At 34.2% G+C, this 19,867-nt stretch carries 19 protein-coding genes; 8 read left to right on the forward strand and 11 right to left on the reverse strand.

Features of this window, described 5'->3' with window-relative positions:
- Together CDH49_RS07110 and CDH49_RS07115 are read left to right on the forward strand one after the other, a co-directional pair.
- Positions 1-489: a threonine/serine exporter family protein gene (locus tag CDH49_RS07110; protein ID WP_100614800.1), complete on the forward strand. Its 489-nt coding sequence runs from the start codon at positions 1-3 to the stop codon at positions 487-489.
- Between the two features lie 328 nt (positions 490-817).
- Positions 818-1,558, forward strand: a complete 741-nt coding sequence (locus tag CDH49_RS07115) for a S1/P1 nuclease (protein WP_239970607.1) — start codon at positions 818-820, stop codon at positions 1,556-1,558.
- 87 nt (positions 1,559-1,645) lie between these two features.
- Here the strand turns inward: CDH49_RS07115 and CDH49_RS07120 are convergent, their stop codons facing one another.
- Positions 1,646-2,047 carry a MotA/TolQ/ExbB proton channel family protein gene (locus CDH49_RS07120; protein WP_100614802.1) on the reverse strand — a complete coding sequence of 134 codons (402 nt, stop codon included), beginning with the start codon at positions 2,045-2,047 and terminating at the stop codon, positions 1,646-1,648.
- A gap of 190 nt (positions 2,048-2,237) precedes the next feature.
- On the opposite strand from CDH49_RS07120, the gene CDH49_RS07125 reads away from it, so the two are divergent.
- Both CDH49_RS07125 and CDH49_RS07130 read left to right on the forward strand, forming a co-directional pair.
- Positions 2,238-3,290 (forward strand): sensor histidine kinase, encoded by a 1,053-nt coding sequence (locus CDH49_RS07125; RefSeq protein WP_100614803.1) that lies wholly within the window; start codon positions 2,238-2,240, stop codon positions 3,288-3,290.
- Between the two features lie 6 nt (positions 3,291-3,296).
- Positions 3,297-4,007, forward strand: coding sequence for a LytR/AlgR family response regulator transcription factor (locus CDH49_RS07130; protein ID WP_193434721.1), 711 nt, complete (start codon positions 3,297-3,299; stop codon positions 4,005-4,007).
- Between the two features lie 82 nt (positions 4,008-4,089).
- Here the strand turns inward: CDH49_RS07130 and CDH49_RS07135 are convergent, their stop codons facing one another.
- The 5 genes from CDH49_RS07135 to CDH49_RS07155 form a co-directional block, all read right to left on the reverse strand.
- Complete coding sequence (locus CDH49_RS07135) at positions 4,090-4,557, reverse strand: hypothetical protein (RefSeq protein WP_100614805.1); 468 nt, start codon at positions 4,555-4,557, stop codon at positions 4,090-4,092.
- Positions 4,558-4,608: 51 nt separating this feature from the next.
- Complete coding sequence (locus CDH49_RS07140; protein ID WP_204524806.1) at positions 4,609-5,541, reverse strand: NHL repeat-containing protein; 933 nt, start codon at positions 5,539-5,541, stop codon at positions 4,609-4,611.
- 184 nt (positions 5,542-5,725) lie between these two features.
- A complete protein-coding gene (locus CDH49_RS07145) occupies positions 5,726-7,027 on the reverse strand; it encodes an SGNH/GDSL hydrolase family protein (RefSeq protein ID WP_100614806.1) in 1,302 nt (433 codons plus the stop codon).
- A gap of 173 nt (positions 7,028-7,200) precedes the next feature.
- Positions 7,201-8,601 (reverse strand): dihydrolipoyl dehydrogenase, encoded by a 1,401-nt coding sequence (lpdA, locus tag CDH49_RS07150; protein WP_100614807.1) that lies wholly within the window; start codon positions 8,599-8,601, stop codon positions 7,201-7,203.
- A gap of 114 nt (positions 8,602-8,715) precedes the next feature.
- Positions 8,716-10,299 carry a S41 family peptidase gene (locus CDH49_RS07155; protein ID WP_100614808.1) on the reverse strand — a complete coding sequence of 528 codons (1,584 nt, stop codon included), beginning with the start codon at positions 10,297-10,299 and terminating at the stop codon, positions 8,716-8,718.
- Between the two features lie 139 nt (positions 10,300-10,438).
- Here CDH49_RS07155 and smpB point away from each other — a divergent pair, with 139 nt between their 5' ends.
- Both smpB and CDH49_RS07165 read left to right on the forward strand, forming a co-directional pair.
- The gene (gene smpB, locus CDH49_RS07160) at positions 10,439-10,897 is read left to right on the forward strand and encodes an SsrA-binding protein SmpB (protein ID WP_100614809.1); all 459 of its coding nucleotides are present in this window, start codon (positions 10,439-10,441) and stop codon (positions 10,895-10,897) included.
- Positions 10,898-11,428, forward strand: coding sequence for a hypothetical protein (locus tag CDH49_RS07165; protein WP_100614810.1), 531 nt, complete (start codon positions 10,898-10,900; stop codon positions 11,426-11,428). It abuts the gene before it with no gap.
- A 6-nt stretch (positions 11,429-11,434) separates the two neighbouring features.
- Here CDH49_RS07165 and CDH49_RS07170 read toward each other — a convergent pair whose 3' ends face one another.
- Positions 11,435-11,962, reverse strand: coding sequence for an SRPBCC family protein (locus tag CDH49_RS07170; protein ID WP_100614811.1), 528 nt, complete (start codon positions 11,960-11,962; stop codon positions 11,435-11,437).
- A 38-nt stretch (positions 11,963-12,000) separates the two neighbouring features.
- Complete coding sequence (locus CDH49_RS07175; RefSeq protein ID WP_100614812.1) at positions 12,001-12,654, reverse strand: TrmH family RNA methyltransferase; 654 nt, start codon at positions 12,652-12,654, stop codon at positions 12,001-12,003.
- 148 nt (positions 12,655-12,802) lie between these two features.
- Here CDH49_RS07175 and CDH49_RS07180 point away from each other — a divergent pair, with 148 nt between their 5' ends.
- Positions 12,803-13,492: an SIR2 family NAD-dependent protein deacylase gene (locus CDH49_RS07180; RefSeq protein ID WP_100614813.1), complete on the forward strand. Its 690-nt coding sequence runs from the start codon at positions 12,803-12,805 to the stop codon at positions 13,490-13,492.
- Here CDH49_RS07180 and CDH49_RS07185 read toward each other — a convergent pair.
- Complete coding sequence (locus CDH49_RS07185; protein WP_100614814.1) at positions 13,485-16,757, reverse strand: Ig-like domain-containing protein; 3,273 nt, start codon at positions 16,755-16,757, stop codon at positions 13,485-13,487. The two genes, CDH49_RS07180 and CDH49_RS07185, sit on opposite strands and share 8 nt — an antisense overlap.
- A gap of 332 nt (positions 16,758-17,089) precedes the next feature.
- On the opposite strand from CDH49_RS07185, the gene CDH49_RS07190 reads away from it, so the two are divergent.
- Positions 17,090-17,884, forward strand: coding sequence for a transglutaminase domain-containing protein (locus tag CDH49_RS07190; protein WP_100614815.1), 795 nt, complete (start codon positions 17,090-17,092; stop codon positions 17,882-17,884).
- A 56-nt stretch (positions 17,885-17,940) separates the two neighbouring features.
- Here CDH49_RS07190 and CDH49_RS15870 read toward each other — a convergent pair whose 3' ends face one another.
- Positions 17,941-18,069, reverse strand: a complete 129-nt coding sequence (locus CDH49_RS15870) for a hypothetical protein (RefSeq protein WP_262496611.1) — start codon at positions 18,067-18,069, stop codon at positions 17,941-17,943.
- An 81-nt stretch (positions 18,070-18,150) separates the two neighbouring features.
- Entirely contained in the window at positions 18,151-19,833 is a 1,683-nt protein-coding gene (locus tag CDH49_RS07200) for a S41 family peptidase (protein WP_157805281.1), read from the reverse strand.
- Positions 19,834-19,867: the final 34 nt, after the last annotated feature.

A 19,867-nucleotide genomic window follows, 5' to 3' on the forward strand; every position in this document is an offset into this window, starting at 1 on the left:
ATGCTAACAATAATTTTAAACTTACTGGAAGTTGCTGCTTGGTCGGGCATAGCAGCTTTGGGTTTTGGCATCTTATTTAATATCCCAAAAGGTGTTATTCCTACTGTTTTTATATTAGGTTTTACGGCAGGCTTAATAAAATTCAGCTTAATACATTTTAATGTCCATATTGTATTAGCGACTTTTATAGCTGTTTTTTTTGTTGGCATTATTTGTATGCCAGTTGCCCATAAAATACACCATCCGCCAGTTGTATTTTGCATCCCTCCTACCATTCCCATGATACCCGGTTATTTCGCTTATGAAACGGTGTTATCTGTCATGAATTTTATTTTTATGGAAGATAATCAAGCCAAACGAGTGGAACTGATAGACGCCATCTTCACCAACGGATTTACTATGATTTTTATATTGATTTCCATAGCTGCGGGCATCTCATTACCTATGCTTTTATTACGAAAAAATACCGTCAAGAAAATTGAAAACTAAATATGTTGTACATTTTGATAAAAATTTGATTCTCGATACAAATTTCAAACATGAAAAATGTTTGAAATTCACTCGAATTGACAGGCTAATTAAAAACACAACTAACAACCTAGATGTCATTTCGAGTGGGTTTGCGCAGCTTACGGAGCAAAGCTGTATCGAGAAGCATATCTAACTAAAGTTCTCGATGTGAAATAGTTAGCAACTAACTATTACGACTGACATCAAATAATAAAAAGTTCCAAAATGTACTACGTCTAATTATATTGTTTAAATACTAATTTTAAAAATGCAAAAATCACTTTCAATATTACTAACTTTCTTGTTTATGTTTTCATTCCAACTTCATGCTGTAGATGATTGGGGTGCCACAGGACATCGTACCGTTGGGGAAATTGCCAGTCATTATCTCACATCCAAAACAAAACGTAAATTGAAAAAACTTCTCAACAAACAATCATTAGCTTTCGTGTCTACCCATGCCGATGAGATTAAGTCTGATAAGCGTTATGATAAATTCAATACCTGGCATTACATCAATATGCCCATGGAAGCTGATTATGATGTTTCCAAACAACATCCTGAAGGGGATTTGGTTTCGGCAATCGCTTTATGCAAATCAGTCATTCTAGACAAAAATGCTTCTGATAATGACAAAGCTTTTTATTTGAAACTCCTCATACATTTTATAGGCGATTTACACCAGCCGTTACATGTAGCTCTTGAAGAAGACAGAGGCGGAAACGACTTTAAATTACAATGGTTTTATAATGACACCAATTTACACAGTGTTTGGGACAGTAAAATGATTGATGATTATGGTATGGGCTATTTGGAATTGGCAAAAAACGAAGATTATCTAACGAAAGACGCTATTAAGGAACTCCAAAAAGGAACGGTGATTGATTGGGTAAATGATACCCATAAACTGACGAGAGACATCTATACTAACGTAAAACCAGATGACAATTTACGTTATGAGTACTCTTATAAATATATGAACGTGGCTCGTAAACAATTACAAATTGCTGGTGTAAGATTGGCTAAAACTTTAAATGAGTTGTTTTAAAAAGAGGTTGAAAATTAAGTCAACCTCTTTTTATATATTTTATATTTCTTTATCCGAATAAAATTTTCCTTCCATAAAAACAACTAATTAACTCTTTTGAAGACCTTTTAAAATAACCATTCCAATTCTAGAAATAATAAAGGTAAACGCACCAAATAGCATGGTTAATAAGGTCACTTTCAAACCGCCTCCCATATTAGAAATATCACCTGTGAATTCTAATTTATCAAAAGCTTCAATCATACCCATTACCGATGCTAAAATTCCCAAAACCAGTCCTAGCAAACTCATCTCTGACACCAAAGAAATCATTTTATTAAATTTCACTTCATTCTTGTTTAAACTTATAGTGGCCCTAATTAAAAAGAAAATGGACAGCATTAAGGAAATTAAAATAAGGGACATAAAAAATGGCCCACCTTCATGAAACCTTTTGGCAAATTCACCACCGATTGAAGCATTTTGGGTACTGATTACTAACATATTCATAATTTTTGATTTAAATTAAACATGCTACAAACTTAAAATGCAAATGTGTTAATTAAATTAAAATGCGACAGATGACCAATTTAGCGATTTAAATAACATCATGTTAAAACAATTGCTAAATTGGTTATTCGTCTACAAAAAATAAAATAGCTTTAAAAATGTGCTATCATTGTATGGATATTTGGTTAAGATGCTAACAAGAAAATTCATAATAAAAAAAATAGGACAGCTACTGTTACACACGCTTTTTTGGTGTGGCGTGCTTTTATTTTACACCTATTTTTTTGGTTTCGATAGTACCAATTTTAATTACATATTAGCATTCTCTTTATTTTTAATGCCTATTACTATTATTACAACCTATGTTTTTATTTACAAAATAATACCTGAGTATCTCATTCAAAAACGCTATTTCTTTTTTGGGCTATATAGCTTGTACACGCTCATTATTTCTGCCTACCTTATAGTTGTTTCTGTTTTTTATGGATTGATTTATCTATCAGATTTTCAATATGCAAATATGGCACCAATAAGCAGAAACTTATTGTTTGTTGGTACTGCCGTGTATCTTGTTGTTATAATTGTTAGTGCTTTTAAATTATTGAAATTGAACTTAAATCATGCTGAAAAAACCAAAAAATTAGAAACCAAAATTTTAGAAACCCAACTTAAATTAAAAGAGCAAGAGCTGAACTATTTGAAAATGCAAATTCATCCCCATTTTTTATTCAATACATTAAACACCATGTATGGTTTTGCTTTAAAAAAAGCAGATGAAACACCTGAAATGATATTAAAACTATCAAATTTATTAGACTACTTGTTATACAAGATTGATAAACCTTTTGTGCTTTTAACAGATGAAATAAATTACATAAAGGATTATATTGAGCTTGAAAAAATGCGATTTAATGATACTTTGGATATTAGTTTTAACTGCGATAATATTCCAGAATCCATTAAAATTGCACCCATGATGTTATTGACGTTTGTTGAAAATAGCTTTAAACATGGCAGATTGAAAAATGGTCTGCTAACTATTAAAATGGATGTATCTTGTACTACCGAAAGTATTTTTTTTTCAATAGAAAATTCAAGTTCAAAAAGTGAAAGGACAAATAAGGGCATCGGTTTGCTGAATATACAAAAGCGACTTGACATGCTTTACAAAGACAAATACCATTTAAAAATTGATGATTCTGAAACTGTTTTTAAAGTGAATCTTGAACTAAAACATATCTGATTGCAAATTCAAAAAAACATAGCGTGTTTAATTGTAGATGACGAAGCCATAGCAAGGGACATCATTACTACACATATTTCAAAAATTGAAAACATAAGCATTGTTGCCAGTTGTAGCCATGCTATGGAAGCTTTCAACATCATTAGTAGCCACAATATAGATTTATTGTTTTTAGATATAAATATGCCTGAAATTTCAGGAATTTCATTTGCTAAATCCATCAACAAAAACATAAAAATAATTTTCACAACCGCTTATCGTGATTATGCCGTTGAGGGCTTTGAGCTTCAAGCTGTTGATTATTTGTTGAAACCTATTTCTTTCGAACGTATATTGAAAAGCATCAACACCTATTTTGAAGTCTATGGACAATTTAAAATAACTGAAGAAAAACCTTTAGAAACCAGTAGCTTTATGTTTGTCCGTTCAGACAGGCGTATGATAAAAATTGATTTTGAAGCTATTATTTACATTGAAAGTTTTAGTGATTACATTAAAATTCACTTAAAAAACGAGGTTATAGTAACACGAGAAACCATTAGTGCCATTGAAGCGAAGCTACCAAATAATCAATTTTTAAGAATCCATCGTTCTTATATTATTGCCATTTCACATATTAATTCTTTCACCAACGAACATGTTGTTATTAATAATAAAGCCTTAACGATTAGCAGAAGTTACAAAAAGGACGTTTTGGAAAGGTTGGAGCAGTATTGAGTAAACAAAAAAATAAACCAACTTTGTTCAAGCTAAAACCAGAGAAGTTTATACACGGCTTATTATCAATAAGTTTTTATTCTCAAACTCCTAATATCTCAGAAATCAATGCCTTGTATTCTTGAATATTTCTTTTATATTTTTTCTGCACACTAATCCATAATAAAATGCCCAATGCTAATATTATTGCACCAATTAAATACAAATAAGCACTGCTATTTTTTTCTGAAACTACAGCTATTAGAAAACCCAATCCCAAAAACATATGAGTAAATATTATTAATTTCCACAAAAAATGCTGTTGAAAAGAAATTTCTACATCGGTTTCATTTTCAGTATCTGTTTTTGATAATTTTCCATTCACAACTATGCTGTTTAGAAATAGTAAATACCATGGATATAGAATCCGTTTACGCATTTTAAATGTTGTTGAATTATTTTTATCGTGATTCATATTAAATACAAATCCGTCAACAGATTCCAGTGCTGGCTTCATATTCTTTATAATCTCTTTGGGATTGCTTCCTATTTTAAAATTCCATTTTTTCATAATATCGTTTTAAATATCTGGTAACTAGTTTTATAGCTTCCTTTAATATATCTAATTAATATCAACCGAATGGACCAAACCCGTTTTCATATCTGGCAATAATAAACGTCCTTTATCTTCTTCCAAATAAAAGTCGGCTGCAGATTCCAAGCCCTCAATTAATACTGTAGATTCCTCTGTTTCTCCATCAATTTTCCAAACCTTCCCTTGTTGCCAGCTACTCACATAATAATTACCTTTACTATCTTGCTCCACAGCATCTGCACCACGAAACTGACCTTTAAGAGGGGTTAATTGTCCGTTTCGTGTTACCAAAAAATTACCCTTAAAAAATTCGCCTACCATCATGTTGCCATCATTATCAATACCCACACCGTTCGGATTCAACAATAAAGGTGAGGTATCTTGAGCAATGGTAACGTTACCTTCTAAATCAATGTGGTAAATTCGTCCTAATTCTGGCACCAACTTGGCTTCTTCACTATCTAAAGGCCAGAGATTGCTGTTTTCATCACGCATATATTTAGTTGCACCCATGTCAACCACATAAATACCTTTACCTTCGCCATCTACTGACACATCATTTAAATATAAAACGTCTTCTGGAAAATCTTCTTTATCAGCAAAAACCTGTGTTTTGCCATCTTTATCGACTTTCCAAACACGCGTCACATCCGAAAAATACAAGTGACCTCCAACATAAGCAATGCCTTTAGGTTCATTAAATCCTTTCGCAAAAACCTTTAATGTGCCATCCTTGGAAATTTCAACCAACTCCGCATCGCCTTCTACACTGCCATTCATAACGGTCACATAATAATTATCATCAAAACCTTTTGTAATACTTTCAGGATTTTCACCGACTTTAATCGGAAACTGAATATCGGAGCCGCATCCCGTAAAAGATACTACAAGCGCAGTTAAAATAATACCCATTAGAATGTGTTGAAAGGAGCCTCTGGTAAACGTTGATAATGTCTTCATTTTTTTAGTTTTGATTGGTTTTAAGATGCGGAATAATAAAATCATTAAACCCACAAATACTGAAAATTCAGTATAAGTAAGCTAATTTAGTTTTTTAAAAGTTTAAAGTCAATTTTTCACTTGGAAAAGAAAACATAAAAACGTTTCTACTAAATAATTTTGAATTAAAATAACGAGGTAATGACTACTCAAACAATTTTAAGTCGATGGATTCTGCCATTAACACATAACCTAATTCATTAGGATGCAGAAAATCGCCCGTATGGGCATTTGGCAATATGACCGATGGATTTTCAGGATCGCTCATGGCTTTATCGAAATCGATAACCGCATCAAATTTTCCACTGTTACGAATCCAATCATTTACTTTTTGCCTTGCCGTTTCCCTGTAATCTTGATAATAAAATGACTTATCTATGGGTAAAATAGTTGCACCATACACAATGATATTTTGTGAATGTGCTTCATCTATCATTTTACCATACGCAGCAATTAAGCCATCGGCAACCATATTGGCGGCTTCACTACTTCGTGTACCACCAAGATCGTTAACGCCTTCAAGGATTATCAACCATTTTACACCATGTTGTTTCATGACATCTCTATCAAATCTATTTAATGCCGTAGGCCCTAAACCGCCTCTAAGCACACAATTACCCCCAATTCCCATATTAAGAACACCTATTTGTCGGGTTGCTGGATTTTTAAGAAACCGTTCCGACAACATATCTGGCCACCTATTCTGTTTGTCGGTTCCAGAGCCACGGCCATCCGTAATGGAATTACCCAAAATCACCAAAGCATTAGCTTCTTCTGTTGCCTTCACATCTATGCCGTTGATAATATACCAATGCTCGGTTTTAACGGCACTATTAAAATGTTCTTCTGAAATTTTATTTCCTTCATATATATATGATGTGGTTCGAGACCCAGGATGCCCGGTCACATCTGGTGATGTTTCGCCAAAATAAATCGTAATAGCAATATCCATTCTTGGGCTTAACTTAAAGGCCATGGGGTCGGATGTTAGAACACCATTAGGTTGCATCGTAACTTCCGTTTTGCCATTAAATGTCAATTCTTTAATGGTGGCTACATCAATCACACTGCTGTCTTTTGATACAGCTATTTGAACCGCTTTCATGGTGACTGGCGACTTACTAAATTCATTGTTAAATCGTAACCTGATACTATCCCCGCCAATGGAAACTCGCACAATTTGGCGCAATGTATTGTTCGTTAAACCTGGTTCCGGCGGCATGTTATTAGGTTCTACAAGTTGTGGTGCCGTGCCCCAAGTACCTACCCATTGTGTTGGTAATTTTAATATATCATTTTGATTATTTGCAACATTGTCTTTAGTTGATTTAGAGCCTGAACAACCCAACAATGTAAAAACAAATATAAACGCGAAACAGAATAATATTCTTAAAAATGAAAATCGAAGAAATATAATTTTAGAGGAAAAGGTTTTATAAAAAGTCATTGATCTTAATTTAAGTTTTAGTGGTTCATAAAAGTAACTCTTAGAAATTATAATTTGTTCCAAAAAAGTGCCGATGACTTATAAAAAATGAACATTATAGTTTGACAAAACAAAAAGCAAACCTAATAGGTTTGCTTTTTTGTTATGATGAGATTCCCGCCTTCGCGGGAATGTTACATATGCAAAGCTCTGTCCCCTGTAGCGGCTAAAGCAGCTTCTTTAATAGCTTCCGTAAATGTTGGATGAGCATGCGACATTCTGGATACATCTTCGGCACTGGCTCTGAACTCCATAGCCACAACGGCTTCTGCAATCATGTCTGCGGCACGTGCACCAATCATGTGTACGCCTAAAATTTCATCTGTTTTTTTATCTGCTAAAATTTTTACAAAGCCATCTAAATCCATACTCGCTCTACTTCTACCTAATGCACGCATTGGGAAAGAACCCACTTTATATTCTACTTTTGCTTCTTGTAATTGCTCTTCGGTTTTTCCAACACTGGCGACTTCTGGCCATGTGTAAACCACGCCTGGAATTAAATTATAATCAATATGCGGTTTTTGTCCAGCAATCGTTTCAGCAACAAAAACACCTTCTTCTTCCGCTTTATGCGCTAACATGGCGCCTTTTACCACGTCGCCAATCGCATAAATATTTTTAGCCGATGTTTGTAAATGGTCGTTGACTTCTATTTGTCCTCTGTCTGTTACCTTCACACCAGCAGCAGCTGCATTTAGTCCGTCTGTATAAGGACGACGACCAACCGATACCAAGCAATAATCGCCTTTAAATTCTATTTCGTTACCTTTTTTATCATCTGCCTTTACAATAACTTCATTGCCTTTGCGCTCAACAGATTTTACTTTATGGGAAATATTGATATTGAATTTCTGTTTCTTCAATACTTTCGTTAATTCTTTAGACAAGCCAGCATCCATCGTTGGGATGATTCTATCTAAATACTCAATAACAGTCACTTCTGAACCCAAACGTTTGTAAACTTGTCCGAGTTCCAATCCAATCACACCACCGCCAATAACGATTAAATGTTTTGGTATTTCTTTAAGTTTCAACGCTTCGGTAGACGTAATAATACGTTCCTTATCTAAATGGATAAATGGCAAGTTGGATGGTTTACTACCTGTTGCAATGATGGTGTTCTTCGCTTCAATTTCAGTAGTTTCATCACCAGAAATAGTAATATGTGTAGCATCTTTAAAACTGCCTACACCACGATACACATCAATTTTATTTTTATTCATTAAAAAATCAATCCCTCCAACTGTCTGATCGACAACAGATTGTTTACGGGCTATCATTTTTTCTAAATTCACTTTAATATCGCCCGGAATATCAATACCATGTTCTTCAAAATGTTTTACGGCATCTTCATAATGGTGGGAAGAATCTAAAAGTGCTTTACTTGGTATACACCCTACATTTAAACAGGTACCGCCAAGGGTAGCATATTTTTCTATTATGGCCGTTTTCATGCCTAATTGAGCGCAACGTATGGCTGCAACATATCCTCCTGGACCCGAGCCTATTATGGCTACATCATATGAATTCATAGTATTATTTTGATATTCGTTGATTAAAAAATGAAACACAAAAATACAAATGTTTTATGTGAAGGCAATAAAAAACACCGATTTATAAAGTGAATTTATAATATTAATTAAGGCTTATTTTCTTTTTTCATTAATGTGATTTAACACCCATTCCAACTCTACATCCTTTTTTAAAAACACATCTTCCCAAGTCGGCAATATGGTTACATCAGGTTTTACCCCATAACCATCTGGCGTTTGTTTATAAGGGGCATCAACCTGCATTAAACCCATGCCTATTTTTAGTTTTGTGGTTGGCAGTTCATAAATTTTATAAATCCCAGACACAGTACCATTGTAAGCGCCGCCTGTTTCTTCACCAACAAAAACAGCTCGGTTGGTGGCTTGTAAATGTGTTGAAATTAAAGAAGAAGCCGAAAACGAATTCCCATTGATAAGCACATATATATCTCCCGTAAAATGATTTGGTCTTGGGCTTTTTGGTTTCGTATACTTGAATCTATAATATAATTTACCATCTCTCCTTTTTGTTTTAATGAGGTTATGAATAACGACAAATGGTGATACTATGCCCGACAACACTTTTAAACTATTAGGGGTTGTATTACTCATTGCTGCTGTTAAAAATGGGGTACGACTATTAACCTCACTATCTTCCAGAAATTTGTATTCTGTGTTGGCTAGATATGAATACAAATAATCGATTTCTGATATTCTACCACCACCATTATTCCTTAAATCTAAAACCAAATGTTTAGTTTTTGCAGAATCCAGTTTAAGAAAACTTTCTCTGTAGAATTTTTTATACTTACCGTTTGTAAAACTGCGAATGTTCATATACGCCACGGTACTATCTTCTTCCATAAAGCTGAAATTCCGAGTATAATTTTTTGTTTCAGCTATAAATCCATGCTTTCTGTTAAACTTTCTCTTTTGCTTTAACGCTAATCTGGAAGCCTCTTTTTCTGCCTTCGTTAACTTTTTAGGTTTTGAAAGGGCACTTGAATCGGCCTTTTTAGTTGGTTCTTCTTTTAGTATACGCCTGAATGTTTTTGTAAACATGGAATCTTTGTTCTTGAAAGAAATATGTAAACTATCCTTAAGCCCTTTATCCTTGAAATAAAAACTAGAAAAATATTTTCCAACTGATCGATCATGCAAGGTCACATTATAACCATCAGAAGAAAAACGATTTTTATAGGTCTTTATTAAATTGGGTATGGAGTCGTTTTCAATTTTAATCACCTCACTACCTACCAAAGCGGAGTCGTTTCCTTTAACACTCATAACCCAAAGTTTGTTCTGTAAATAGTCGAACTCTAAATCGTAAAACTCAAACTTCTGTTTTTTTAGTTTCTTAGACTCTTTTCTAGTATATCGCTTATTTGCAGAACCTACGGAAATATGACCTTGCCTAACATAACTAACCACCGGTGCTAATTTTTTGTAAAATTCACGGGAATCCATAGGTTGTGTTATAGAACTTTTCAAACTATCAAACTTAAAATCCAAAACCTCCTTACTTGTATATTGATACAATCTTGGATGGTGCTTTTGTAATTGTTTGTATAATTTATCTACATCATTTCGTAAATCGGTTACAGGATGTAAATTCGTTATTTGAGCATTGTAATTTTTAACGCTTCTACAAGACACCAACATCAATAAAAAAGATATAAATAGAATCGCTTTTTTCATAAATAACGCTAAAGACTTCTGCTAAAATAAATGTATTTTCTCTAACCCAACAGCATTATTACCTGCTTTAACGTCTAAATTATTTTTTCGGAAGCAACTCTCATTTAAAAACTCATAAATTTGTGTAATTTTGTGCCCCATGCAAAAAAATATTAACATACAAAATAAAAAGGCGCGTTTTCTATTTGAAATCATAGATACGTACACCGCTGGTATTGTTTTAACAGGCACCGAAATAAAATCCATACGAAGTAGCAAGGCCTCTATTGCCGAAAGTTTTTGTGAGTTTAATGAACAAGGTGAACTATTTGTAATTAATATGACTATTGAAGAATATGCCTTTGGAAATTATTACAATCACCGACCAAAGGCCGAAAGAAAGTTACTCTTAAGCAAAAAAGAACTTAAAAAGTTACTGAAAGAGGTGCAAACTAGCGGACTTACTATTATTCCTTTACGATTATTTATCAATGAGAAAGGCTTTGCAAAAGTCGATATTGCTTTAGCAAAAGGTAAAAAATTATACGATAAACGTGAAACCATCAAAGACCGAGATAATAAACGGGATTTAGATCGCGTTAAAAAAATATTTAAATAAATGAAATCGTTTATCTACTTCATATTAATTATTTTCTCGGTCACTTTAAATGCCCAAGAAAAAACAACCAAAAACCCAGTTGACATTACCTCTGTTGTAACTATGGATAATACCATAAAAACGCTTTACAATGTTATTTCTGGTGAAATAGGCAAAAAGCGGGATTGGAACCAGTTTAAATATTTATTTCACCCTGATGCCAAATTAATTGCTGCTGGCAAAGATGTGAATGGTGAAACCAAAATAAGCTATATGAAGCCAGATGACTACATTAAAAATTCTGGTAAGTGGTTGGAAACAAACGGTTTTTTTGAAAAGGAAATTCATAGAACCGTGAATACATTTGGTAACATGGCACACGTGTTTAGTACGTACGAATGTTTTTATAATGTTACCGACAAAAAACCATTTATGAGAGGCATTAATAGCATTCAGTTGTGGAATGATGGCAAACGTTGGTGGATAATCAATTTATATTGGACCCAAGAAACTAGGGATAACCCAATTCCTGAAGCATTTTTGACAAAATAATCCAACTTATTCTTCCAACATTTTTTTTAAATTTTCCAAACCTTTTTCAAAATCATCACCTACGGCTTTCTCCATATTAAAGAATAAGAAAAAAATATTGGATAACGGTTTGTTTCTTCCAGAAAAGCCCCATGTTACAATGGTTGAATTGTATTTATCCAAGCCTTTAATTTTTATATAAGCATCCGATTCTGAATGCCAAGGTTTATAAAACCTTAGCTTAGTTTCAATAACTTCATTTTCAACAATACGTGTAATTTCCTGTTCTCCAGAACCTACATCTTTGTTGCCTTCCCATTTAGCAATAAAACCGATTTTGCCATCGACCCCCTGAAAACTTTGTTTCATATTAGGGTCTTTCTTTTTCCAAGGCGACCAATCATCCTGGTTTTTAATGAACTTTAAATATTCAAAAACCTCGTTTGCGGGTTTACAAATGACAATATTTCTACTAATATTAAATTTTTTAGGAGCCGCTATAACCAATAAAAAGAATACTAAAGCTATAAATAAAATAGCGAACAGGAAAATCATATTAGAGAGAGTTATTTAACCCTTAAATATAATCATTTTTAAGACTCATAAAAATTTTTTACAATATCTTCATAACTTCTCATGCTCTTTTTAGCCCAATCAAAACGTTTTTCAAGAATTTCGTTTTCTGATAGTTGCCAATTAATATTTGACTGCCTTAATTTGGAAGTCACCTGTTGCAAAATAATAGCTGCAGATACTGAAATATTTAAACTTTCCGTAAACCCTACCATGGGGATTTTTAAAAAACAGTCGGCTACTTTCAATACTTCTTGAGAAAGTCCTTCTACTTCCCTTCCAAAGAAAAAACAGGACTTTTTAGAAATATCAAACTCATGCAGTTCACAATCATTGGTATGCGGCGTGGTGGCTACAATTTGATAGCCTTTTTGTTTCATGTTTGCAATACAATCGGCAACCGAATGAAACCGATTCACATCCACCCACTTTTGTGCGCCCATGGCAATTTCCCTATCAATACGTTTGGTATTGCGCTCTTCTATGATTTGTACTTCTTGAATGCCAAAGACATCACAAGTACGAATTACGGCACTGGTATTATGCAATTGATACACATCTTCTGTAGCTACCGTAAAATGATTGGTACGCTGTGAGAGCACTTTTTTAAATTTTTCCTTACGGGAATCGGTTAAATAGGTTTCTAAATGTTCTAAAAGTTTTATGTCAATCATATGTCAAAATTAATAAAGTTTTTGTCATTACACGGAATCCCGATAGTTATCGGGAGACCGAAGTAATCTCGTGAATGAAAAGAACAGAAAACAAACAGATTGCTTCGTCGTGCCTCCTCGCAATGACAGAATGTATTATATTTATATTATGAAAAAACATCTAGTCATACTAACTGGAGCTGGCATAAGTGCTGAAAGTGGTATTAAAACCTTTAGAGATGCTGATGGTTTATGGGAAGGGCACGATGTTATGGACGTGGCTACTCCCGAAGGTTTTGAAAGAAACCCAGAGTTGGTTTTAAATTTCTACAACCAACGCAGAAGGCAATTATTTGAAGTAAATCCTAATCAAGCCCACATCGATTTAGCTAATTTTGAAAGTGATTATAAAGTATCCATCATCACCCAAAATGTTGATGATTTGCATGAGCGTGCTGGAAGTACCCATGTGATTCATTTACACGGTGAACTACTTAAAGTACGAAGCACTTTTGATACCAATGATATTTTAGAATGGAAAAACGATGTGCTTTTAGGTGATGTTTGTAAAAAAGGGCATCAATTACGTCCGCATATTGTATGGTTTGGTGAAGACGTACCTATGATTGACCATGCCATGCGCATATGCGAAACAGCAGATATTTTAATTATAATTGGCACCTCCATGCAAGTATATCCTGCGGCAGGTTTGATGCATTATGTACCAGCAAATACACCCATTTTTTACATAGACCCAAAACCCGCCTTAAGTAGCAGACAAAACCTAACTGTTATTGCTGAAATAGCAACCATTGGCGTTTCAAAACTTAAGGATTTAATTAAAAAACGGGCTATCTAATCAAACTAAAATGGCCTCTATAGGTTTTTTTGTTTCCATTTACATCATACAAATCTACCATGAACCAATAGTCCGTCGCACTTAGCTGTTGTCCATTAAACGTGCCATTCCAACCCGCTCCCCTCGGATTTAATTCCTTGATTAACTTGCCGTAGCGGTCAAAAATTAAAATCTTGGAATCTTGGGTAAACAAATCACTCAAGCCTTCGAGGTTCCATGTATCATTATAGCCATCATCATTTGGTGTGAAATACTTGGGAAATCCTAGCACAAAAACTTCCAAGCTTGCAATACCACAACCTTTTTTATCCTGTACATAAATGGTATGTACCCCTGCTCCAACATTATTAAAAACAGGTTGGTCTTGGTAAGGGCCTGAACTATCATCTAACGAAAATTCGTAATCCCCTATACCAAGATTAGTGGTGTCAATGGTTATGGAATTATTATCCGAAACGTCCACAATGGTAACATCATCTAAAGTAATATTGGCGATAGCAGACTCAACAACAGGAAACACAACAGGAAAAGATTCACAACCAAAACTTGATGTGGCAATAACGGTATATGTACCTGGCTCACTTAATGTAACCGTTGGCATTTCACCCACAATGATACCATTGGCATCGGTCCACTCATAAGTGTAAGCCCCTTGTGGATTAAATGTGGATAAGGTTATGGGGGTATTATCAAAACAATAGACCTCGGACTGTTCTACCTCAAATTCTGGACGCGGATAAACCGTTAGGGTTAAATGCGGTCCAATACCAAAACAATCCCCATTATCTTCACTTTCTACCCTAACATATAATACTTGCGAAAAAGGTACTTCACTTACATAATTGGTTTGGTTTGTAATTTCATTGAGTTCCAATTGGGCATCGTTTAAATTTCTGTAATAATGCACCGTTAGATTTTGTACTCCCGGAAATTCATCTATAAAGCCTTGCGACGCCACTGTTAAATCAAATTCATGCAATCCGTCAATTACAGCATCATCATCACAGGAATCTAATTCCTGCATATAATCATCATCCAATGAAGTGGTAGAAACCTCTAAATTTATTGTAGAAACCCTGTAGCATCCATTAGCATTTTCTACACGGGCATAAACAATGTTTGCTGTTGCATTGTTAAAAGGTACTGGGCTTATGGCATTCTCTCCAGCTTCTGCTTCAAGATAAGTAAGATAATAGGTAAAATCCAAATTCACTGAGTTGCCATTGGTGATGATATCATTAGCTTCATTTAAATTAAAATCAGTGAAGCCATTTGGATTGTCATCTTCGTCACAGTTTCTAAATATGACTGACGATTGTATAACAGGCAATGCATCCACTGAAATCGAAAAAGACGTATCGGTATAACAAGTTGTATCTAGATTATTATTCATTCTCGCATAAATAACCTGATTGTTCTGAACCGTATTTACAAAAGTGCTTGGATTTAAGATTTGATTGGTATAAGCGGCATCTAAAAAGTAATTTACTTGAAAATCGGAAGCAGCATTCCCATTCAGTAAAATAGATTCATGTGATGTTAAATCAAATTCAGTAAAGCCATTCGTGTCATCGCCATCCAAATCGGTATCACAAGCCCTAAGTGTTGGTATCTCTGAACTTTGTAATGGGATCACTGTATCATAAATAATGACATCAACTGCCATTCTTGAATTACTTTCACAATCTAATTCGGTTTGGGTGGCGTAATAGGTTTTGGATGTCAACACTCCTGAAAGATTCAATGGTGCTCCTCCAGTTACAACATCATACCATAAAATATCGGTTCCTATGACTGCTAAACTATTCACGGTGGCATTGTCTTTATCACAAAACGTTTGCAACGAATTTCCTGTAGGAATTGCTGTTTTTTGAACCGTCACAGTAACAGCAGACCTATTAATTGTTGTACAGCCATTTAATGTAGCGTCTACATAAAATGTTGTTGTATTGGTGACCAAAGGCGTAGTAAATGCATTTCCTGAGCCCACCTCAGTTCCTCCTATTAATGAATCATACCAAGTTATAGTCCCCATATCTGCCGTAGCCCTTAAAATAGCTGTACCACTATCACATACTTGCTCATCTGTTGTAGAAGTAATGCTAGGAATTGGATTGATCCTGGCAGTTACCGGTACTCGAATTCCTTCTGTACAACCATTGTAAAAAGCCATAACATAGTATGTTGTCGTAGTATTGATATTAGGTTCAAATGTATTTCCTGAATGTATAGAAGAACCTCCACTTGCGGAATTGAACCATTCAACAGTACCTATGGATGCTTGCGCCTCTAAAGTTAATATCCCGGCTCCACATCTAGTGGCCCCAGTAGTTAGTGTGATGGAGGGTATTGTAATTTTTGTACTTGCCGATATATTAACCTCCGGATCACCAGCCATACCACCATACTCCACAATATAGCCTTGCGGAAAATAATTGCCTACACCTCCTATATTGGGCAAATCGTTCCAAGTACCTGGGGTACCAACACCAAAAGTGACATGTACATAATCTTCATCTCCACCAAATTGATTTGGTTCGTTATTATTCCAATTTGCATAATTTGGCGTGGTGCCATTTGCTAAACCGTTCCAAAAAATCGTTCCTGCTTCAGGCCCTGTGACCCATTTCCATACACCTTCCGTTTCTTCATCGGTTCCTCCTAACCAACCCGCTCCACCAGCCTGTTCTCCCGAGAGCTGAGCTTCTTCAGGACTTGAAATAGTTGCTAAGTAACCCTGTAAACCAAAATAAGTTCTATTAGCAGCAGCGATTCTTGCATCAGACCAGGTAATCCCTGGACTCGAAACATATTCGTAATAATGCCCCGTGGATGGCAAATAATTGGCGTCACCTATAGTAAAAGAAAAAAACTTTTCACCTGAAATATTCGAATTAAGACTTTCATATAAAACATCATTTACTGCCGCTATCAAATCTGTATAAAGCATTTCGGCACCTCCCACACCTGTAAATCTTAATTTGCCTTCGTTGGGATTCCAAGAAGTCACAATATTTGGATGGGACCCTATCAATGATAATCTATCTATTCCATTAATATATCCCGTTGAAATTTGAATACTAAATGTTTCAATCTCTAAATCATCTGGATCAATAATATCAAAATCCGTTACTATAGGTATTTGGGTTAAGGGACAATAATATTGGTCCCCCACAGCATTAATAGTTGGTGGTATATTTTGAGATATCCCGTATTGAAAACAAACAAAACAAAAAAGCAATACCGAAACACCAAATCTGCTCATCAGAATTATAACTTATTTAGAAGTTGAATTGCTAAAAATAGGAAAATAATTTAGTTATCAAACAGCTAATCGACTAAATAGACCTTAAGCTCGAGTAACGCTTTGTTATATCTACCAAAACTAAAAAATATCATATTTTAACGATTACTTTAAGCCAAAAAATCAATAAAAAACTCAAAGTCATATTTAATAATTTTATAGACTATTTTTTATTGCAACAGCAAATTTGAGTGACAATTAATAAATATAATTTAACATCTTTCATATTAAAATAAGCTACTTTTGATAAAACCTCTATTACTAACCCTCAGGTTTTATGACACTTTAGCATTATGTGGTTAAAAGTAAGTTGCGAATTGGTATTTGATATTGAAATACCCACCCCTTTTATCTTAATGTTACGCCCAAGAAGCGGTGCCCAGCAATGGGTAGCACGAGAAATTTACAAGATAGAACCTAATCTACAAGCCTATGAATATACGGACACCTTTGGCAATTTATGTCAACGGATTTTAGCTCCATCAGGAGAGTTTAAAATTTACACCGAAGCCGATGTAAAAACAGCTGAGTTTATTGACGTTGACCCCGGTGCACCTTTTGTAGATATTCAGAATTTGCCTGACGCGATGTTGAATTATTTATTACCAAGCCGCTATTGTGAATCAGATCGGTTTAGTGATTTGGCAAATAATATAACAGCCGACAAATTACCTGGTTATGACCAAGTAGCTGCCATAGAATCTTGGTTACGAGACACCATAAGCTATATACCTGGCAGTAGTGACTATCCCATTTCGGCCATAGAAGTTAATTATAGACAATCGGGCGTTTGCAGGGATTTAGCCCATTTGGGTATTGCCTTGTGCCGTAGTTTAAGTATCCCAGCGCGTTTGGTCGTGGGCTATTTGCACAATTTAAAACCGATGGACATGCACGCTTGGTTTGAAGCCTTTGTTGGCGGACGCTGGTATGTTTTTGATGCCACACAAACCGAACAAAAAGGCGGTTATGTATCAGTAGGTTATGGACGAGATGCTGCCGATGTACCTATGTTTAACCAATTTGGACCTTCCGTGTTTCCTATAAAACAAATCATATCTGTTGAAGAATTTGAAAATGGGAAGTAAATATTCATCTGCCACGAATTACACAAATTAGCTCGAATTAATTTAGGTGAAAATCGTCAATCTTTTAAGAATGAATTTCTTGTAAGAAAAACTTTGTATGCATTTTCCAAGGCATTCTCCGACACTACAAAATACTTGATGTAGGGTTTTAATGGGTCGGTTGGAAAATACGTGTCGAATTTCATTTTATTGGTTATTGGAAATGTGTACACATTTCTTTTTAATACCCACTAAAGTAGACATCAAAATAATTAAAAACAGTATTTCTATTTGTTAATATATTCTATTGCTTTTTCAAGGACTTCATCTTTTCCGTCAATAATTCCTTGAATTGTTGGTTTAATTTCAACATCAATTTTTACGCCTTTCCTTTGTGTTTCTGTATTGTCGGGATAAAATATTCCAATTCCGCTAATTGCCGTTTTATATCCGCCTACCATTTCTATCCTGCTCACATTTCCGTCTGCTCCTGAACTCTGACTTCCAATTGTTGTAACGTTGTCTCCAGTTTGCAAGCACATTGCTGTAAATTCAGCATGACTTTGAGATTTTTCATTAACTAATAAAACGACTTTGCCTCTATATTTTAATTCGCCATTTTTTCCACATTGGTTTCCATCTCTCCAAATGAATTTTCCTGGATAATCCAAATCAGGATATGTTACTTTATAAAAACCATTTCTTGTTGAAGTAATATGATTTGCTATTGAATACAGTGTTCCATTAGGATAATTCCTTATGTCAAATATTATGGCTTTAGTATCTTTAAGATTTTCCATAATATCGGGAACTTCTTTTATTTTTATTGTTCCCATATTTACATATCCAATATTACCATCGAGGATTTTATATTTTTCAGCTTTGGTTTCTAATTTGTAATTAAAATCTTTAAACAAATAGCGCTTTATTGATTTAACATAAGTTTTGTTATTTCTAATAAACTCAATTTCAACGGAGTCAGACGAGCCATTAAAAATTGAATAAAATGCACTCGCTTTTTTCCTAGAAATGTTCGATGCATTTATGTACTTTTCTTTTTGCTCAAATATGGTTCCAACTTCTTGATTGTTAACTTTTGTAATGACATCACCAATTTTTAAATCATCTATTTTTGCTAATGAATCGTTATAGAAACCAGTTATTATAGCTTTGCTATCTAATAAATTAAATTGTGCAGGAATCCAATAATATCCAAAAAATATATTTGTTTTATCAGTTGCAAAACCACCATGGCTGTCATCAATACTTACAACCAATTCAAGCATCGCAAGATGATAATCTATTTCGTCTTTCGGATGCAAAAATTTAGGGATCATTTCATTTAGCACTTCATTCCAACTAATGTCAGTTTGGTATTTGTAAGGAAAAAAGTATTCAACAATATTCCAATAGCGAAATATTGCAAGTAGTCTCAAATTTTCGTTATTCCAATCAAAATCCTTATATTCAATTTCATTTGTAATATCAACATTACCAACATTTTTGTGAAGTACTGAAACATAATATTTTTTACCTTGATGCCTGTTTTCTTCTATAAATTTTAGCTTTTCAGACAATTCTTGTGTAAATAAATTGTGATTATTTATCCAGCCTAAATCGAAGTTTTTGTTGAAAAATTCAAGTTTGTTAGTGTCATTACACTTTTTGCATTTTTCTATTTTCCCAAGTTTGTCAATCCATTCGATATAAATTTGAGAAAGTTGCTCTTTGTTCTCACTCTTTTTTATTTCTGGTAGAATTTTGAAAAGTTCTTCGTCCCAATTGTATTTTCCATGAGCAACTTCAGGATGATAATATTTTAAGAAGCCCCAAATTTTTGCTGTTGTTGCTAGTTTTTCAGTTTCGGTAAGTTTGTTTTGTGAAAATAAACTATTCCCACAAGTGAATATTACAAGAATCAATATTGCTTTTTTCATATTTGTTGCCAACTCTGATGATTTATATTTCATATCAATCCCGATAGTATAAGGACGAACGAATCTA

Origin of the sequence: Confluentibacter citreus, from assembly GCF_002807055.1 — a bacterium.
Lineage (GTDB): Bacteria > Bacteroidota > Bacteroidia > Flavobacteriales > Flavobacteriaceae > Confluentibacter > Confluentibacter citreus.

What these genes read in the sequence shown, in the direction of transcription:
- CDH49_RS07110 (WP_100614800.1), top strand. Translation starts at nt 1, where the DNA reads ATGCTAACAATAATTTTAAACTTACTGGAAGTTGCTGCTTGGTCGGGC.
- CDH49_RS07115 (WP_239970607.1), top strand. Translation starts at nt 818, where the DNA reads ATGTTTTCATTCCAACTTCATGCTGTAGATGATTGGGGTGCCACAGGA.
- CDH49_RS07120 (WP_100614802.1), bottom strand. Translation starts at nt 2,047, where the DNA reads ATGAATATGTTAGTAATCAGTACCCAAAATGCTTCAATCGGTGGTGAA.
- CDH49_RS07125 (WP_100614803.1), top strand. Translation starts at nt 2,238, where the DNA reads ATGCTAACAAGAAAATTCATAATAAAAAAAATAGGACAGCTACTGTTA.
- CDH49_RS07135 (WP_100614805.1), bottom strand. Translation starts at nt 4,557, where the DNA reads ATGAAAAAATGGAATTTTAAAATAGGAAGCAATCCCAAAGAGATTATA.
- CDH49_RS07140 (WP_204524806.1), bottom strand. Translation starts at nt 5,541, where the DNA reads ATGAAGACATTATCAACGTTTACCAGAGGCTCCTTTCAACACATTCTA.
- CDH49_RS07145 (WP_100614806.1), bottom strand. Translation starts at nt 7,027, where the DNA reads ATGACTTTTTATAAAACCTTTTCCTCTAAAATTATATTTCTTCGATTT.
- lpdA (WP_100614807.1), bottom strand. Translation starts at nt 8,601, where the DNA reads ATGAATTCATATGATGTAGCCATAATAGGCTCGGGTCCAGGAGGATAT.
- CDH49_RS07155 (WP_100614808.1), bottom strand. Translation starts at nt 10,299, where the DNA reads ATGAAAAAAGCGATTCTATTTATATCTTTTTTATTGATGTTGGTGTCT.
- smpB (WP_100614809.1), top strand. Translation starts at nt 10,439, where the DNA reads ATGCAAAAAAATATTAACATACAAAATAAAAAGGCGCGTTTTCTATTT.
- CDH49_RS07165 (WP_100614810.1), top strand. Translation starts at nt 10,898, where the DNA reads ATGAAATCGTTTATCTACTTCATATTAATTATTTTCTCGGTCACTTTA.
- CDH49_RS07170 (WP_100614811.1), bottom strand. Translation starts at nt 11,962, where the DNA reads ATGATTTTCCTGTTCGCTATTTTATTTATAGCTTTAGTATTCTTTTTA.
- CDH49_RS07175 (WP_100614812.1), bottom strand. Translation starts at nt 12,654, where the DNA reads ATGATTGACATAAAACTTTTAGAACATTTAGAAACCTATTTAACCGAT.
- CDH49_RS07180 (WP_100614813.1), top strand. Translation starts at nt 12,803, where the DNA reads ATGAAAAAACATCTAGTCATACTAACTGGAGCTGGCATAAGTGCTGAA.
- CDH49_RS07185 (WP_100614814.1), bottom strand. Translation starts at nt 16,757, where the DNA reads ATGAGCAGATTTGGTGTTTCGGTATTGCTTTTTTGTTTTGTTTGTTTT.
- CDH49_RS07190 (WP_100614815.1), top strand. Translation starts at nt 17,090, where the DNA reads ATGTGGTTAAAAGTAAGTTGCGAATTGGTATTTGATATTGAAATACCC.
- CDH49_RS15870 (WP_262496611.1), bottom strand. Translation starts at nt 18,069, where the DNA reads ATGAAATTCGACACGTATTTTCCAACCGACCCATTAAAACCCTACATC.
- CDH49_RS07200 (WP_157805281.1), bottom strand. Translation starts at nt 19,833, where the DNA reads ATGAAATATAAATCATCAGAGTTGGCAACAAATATGAAAAAAGCAATA.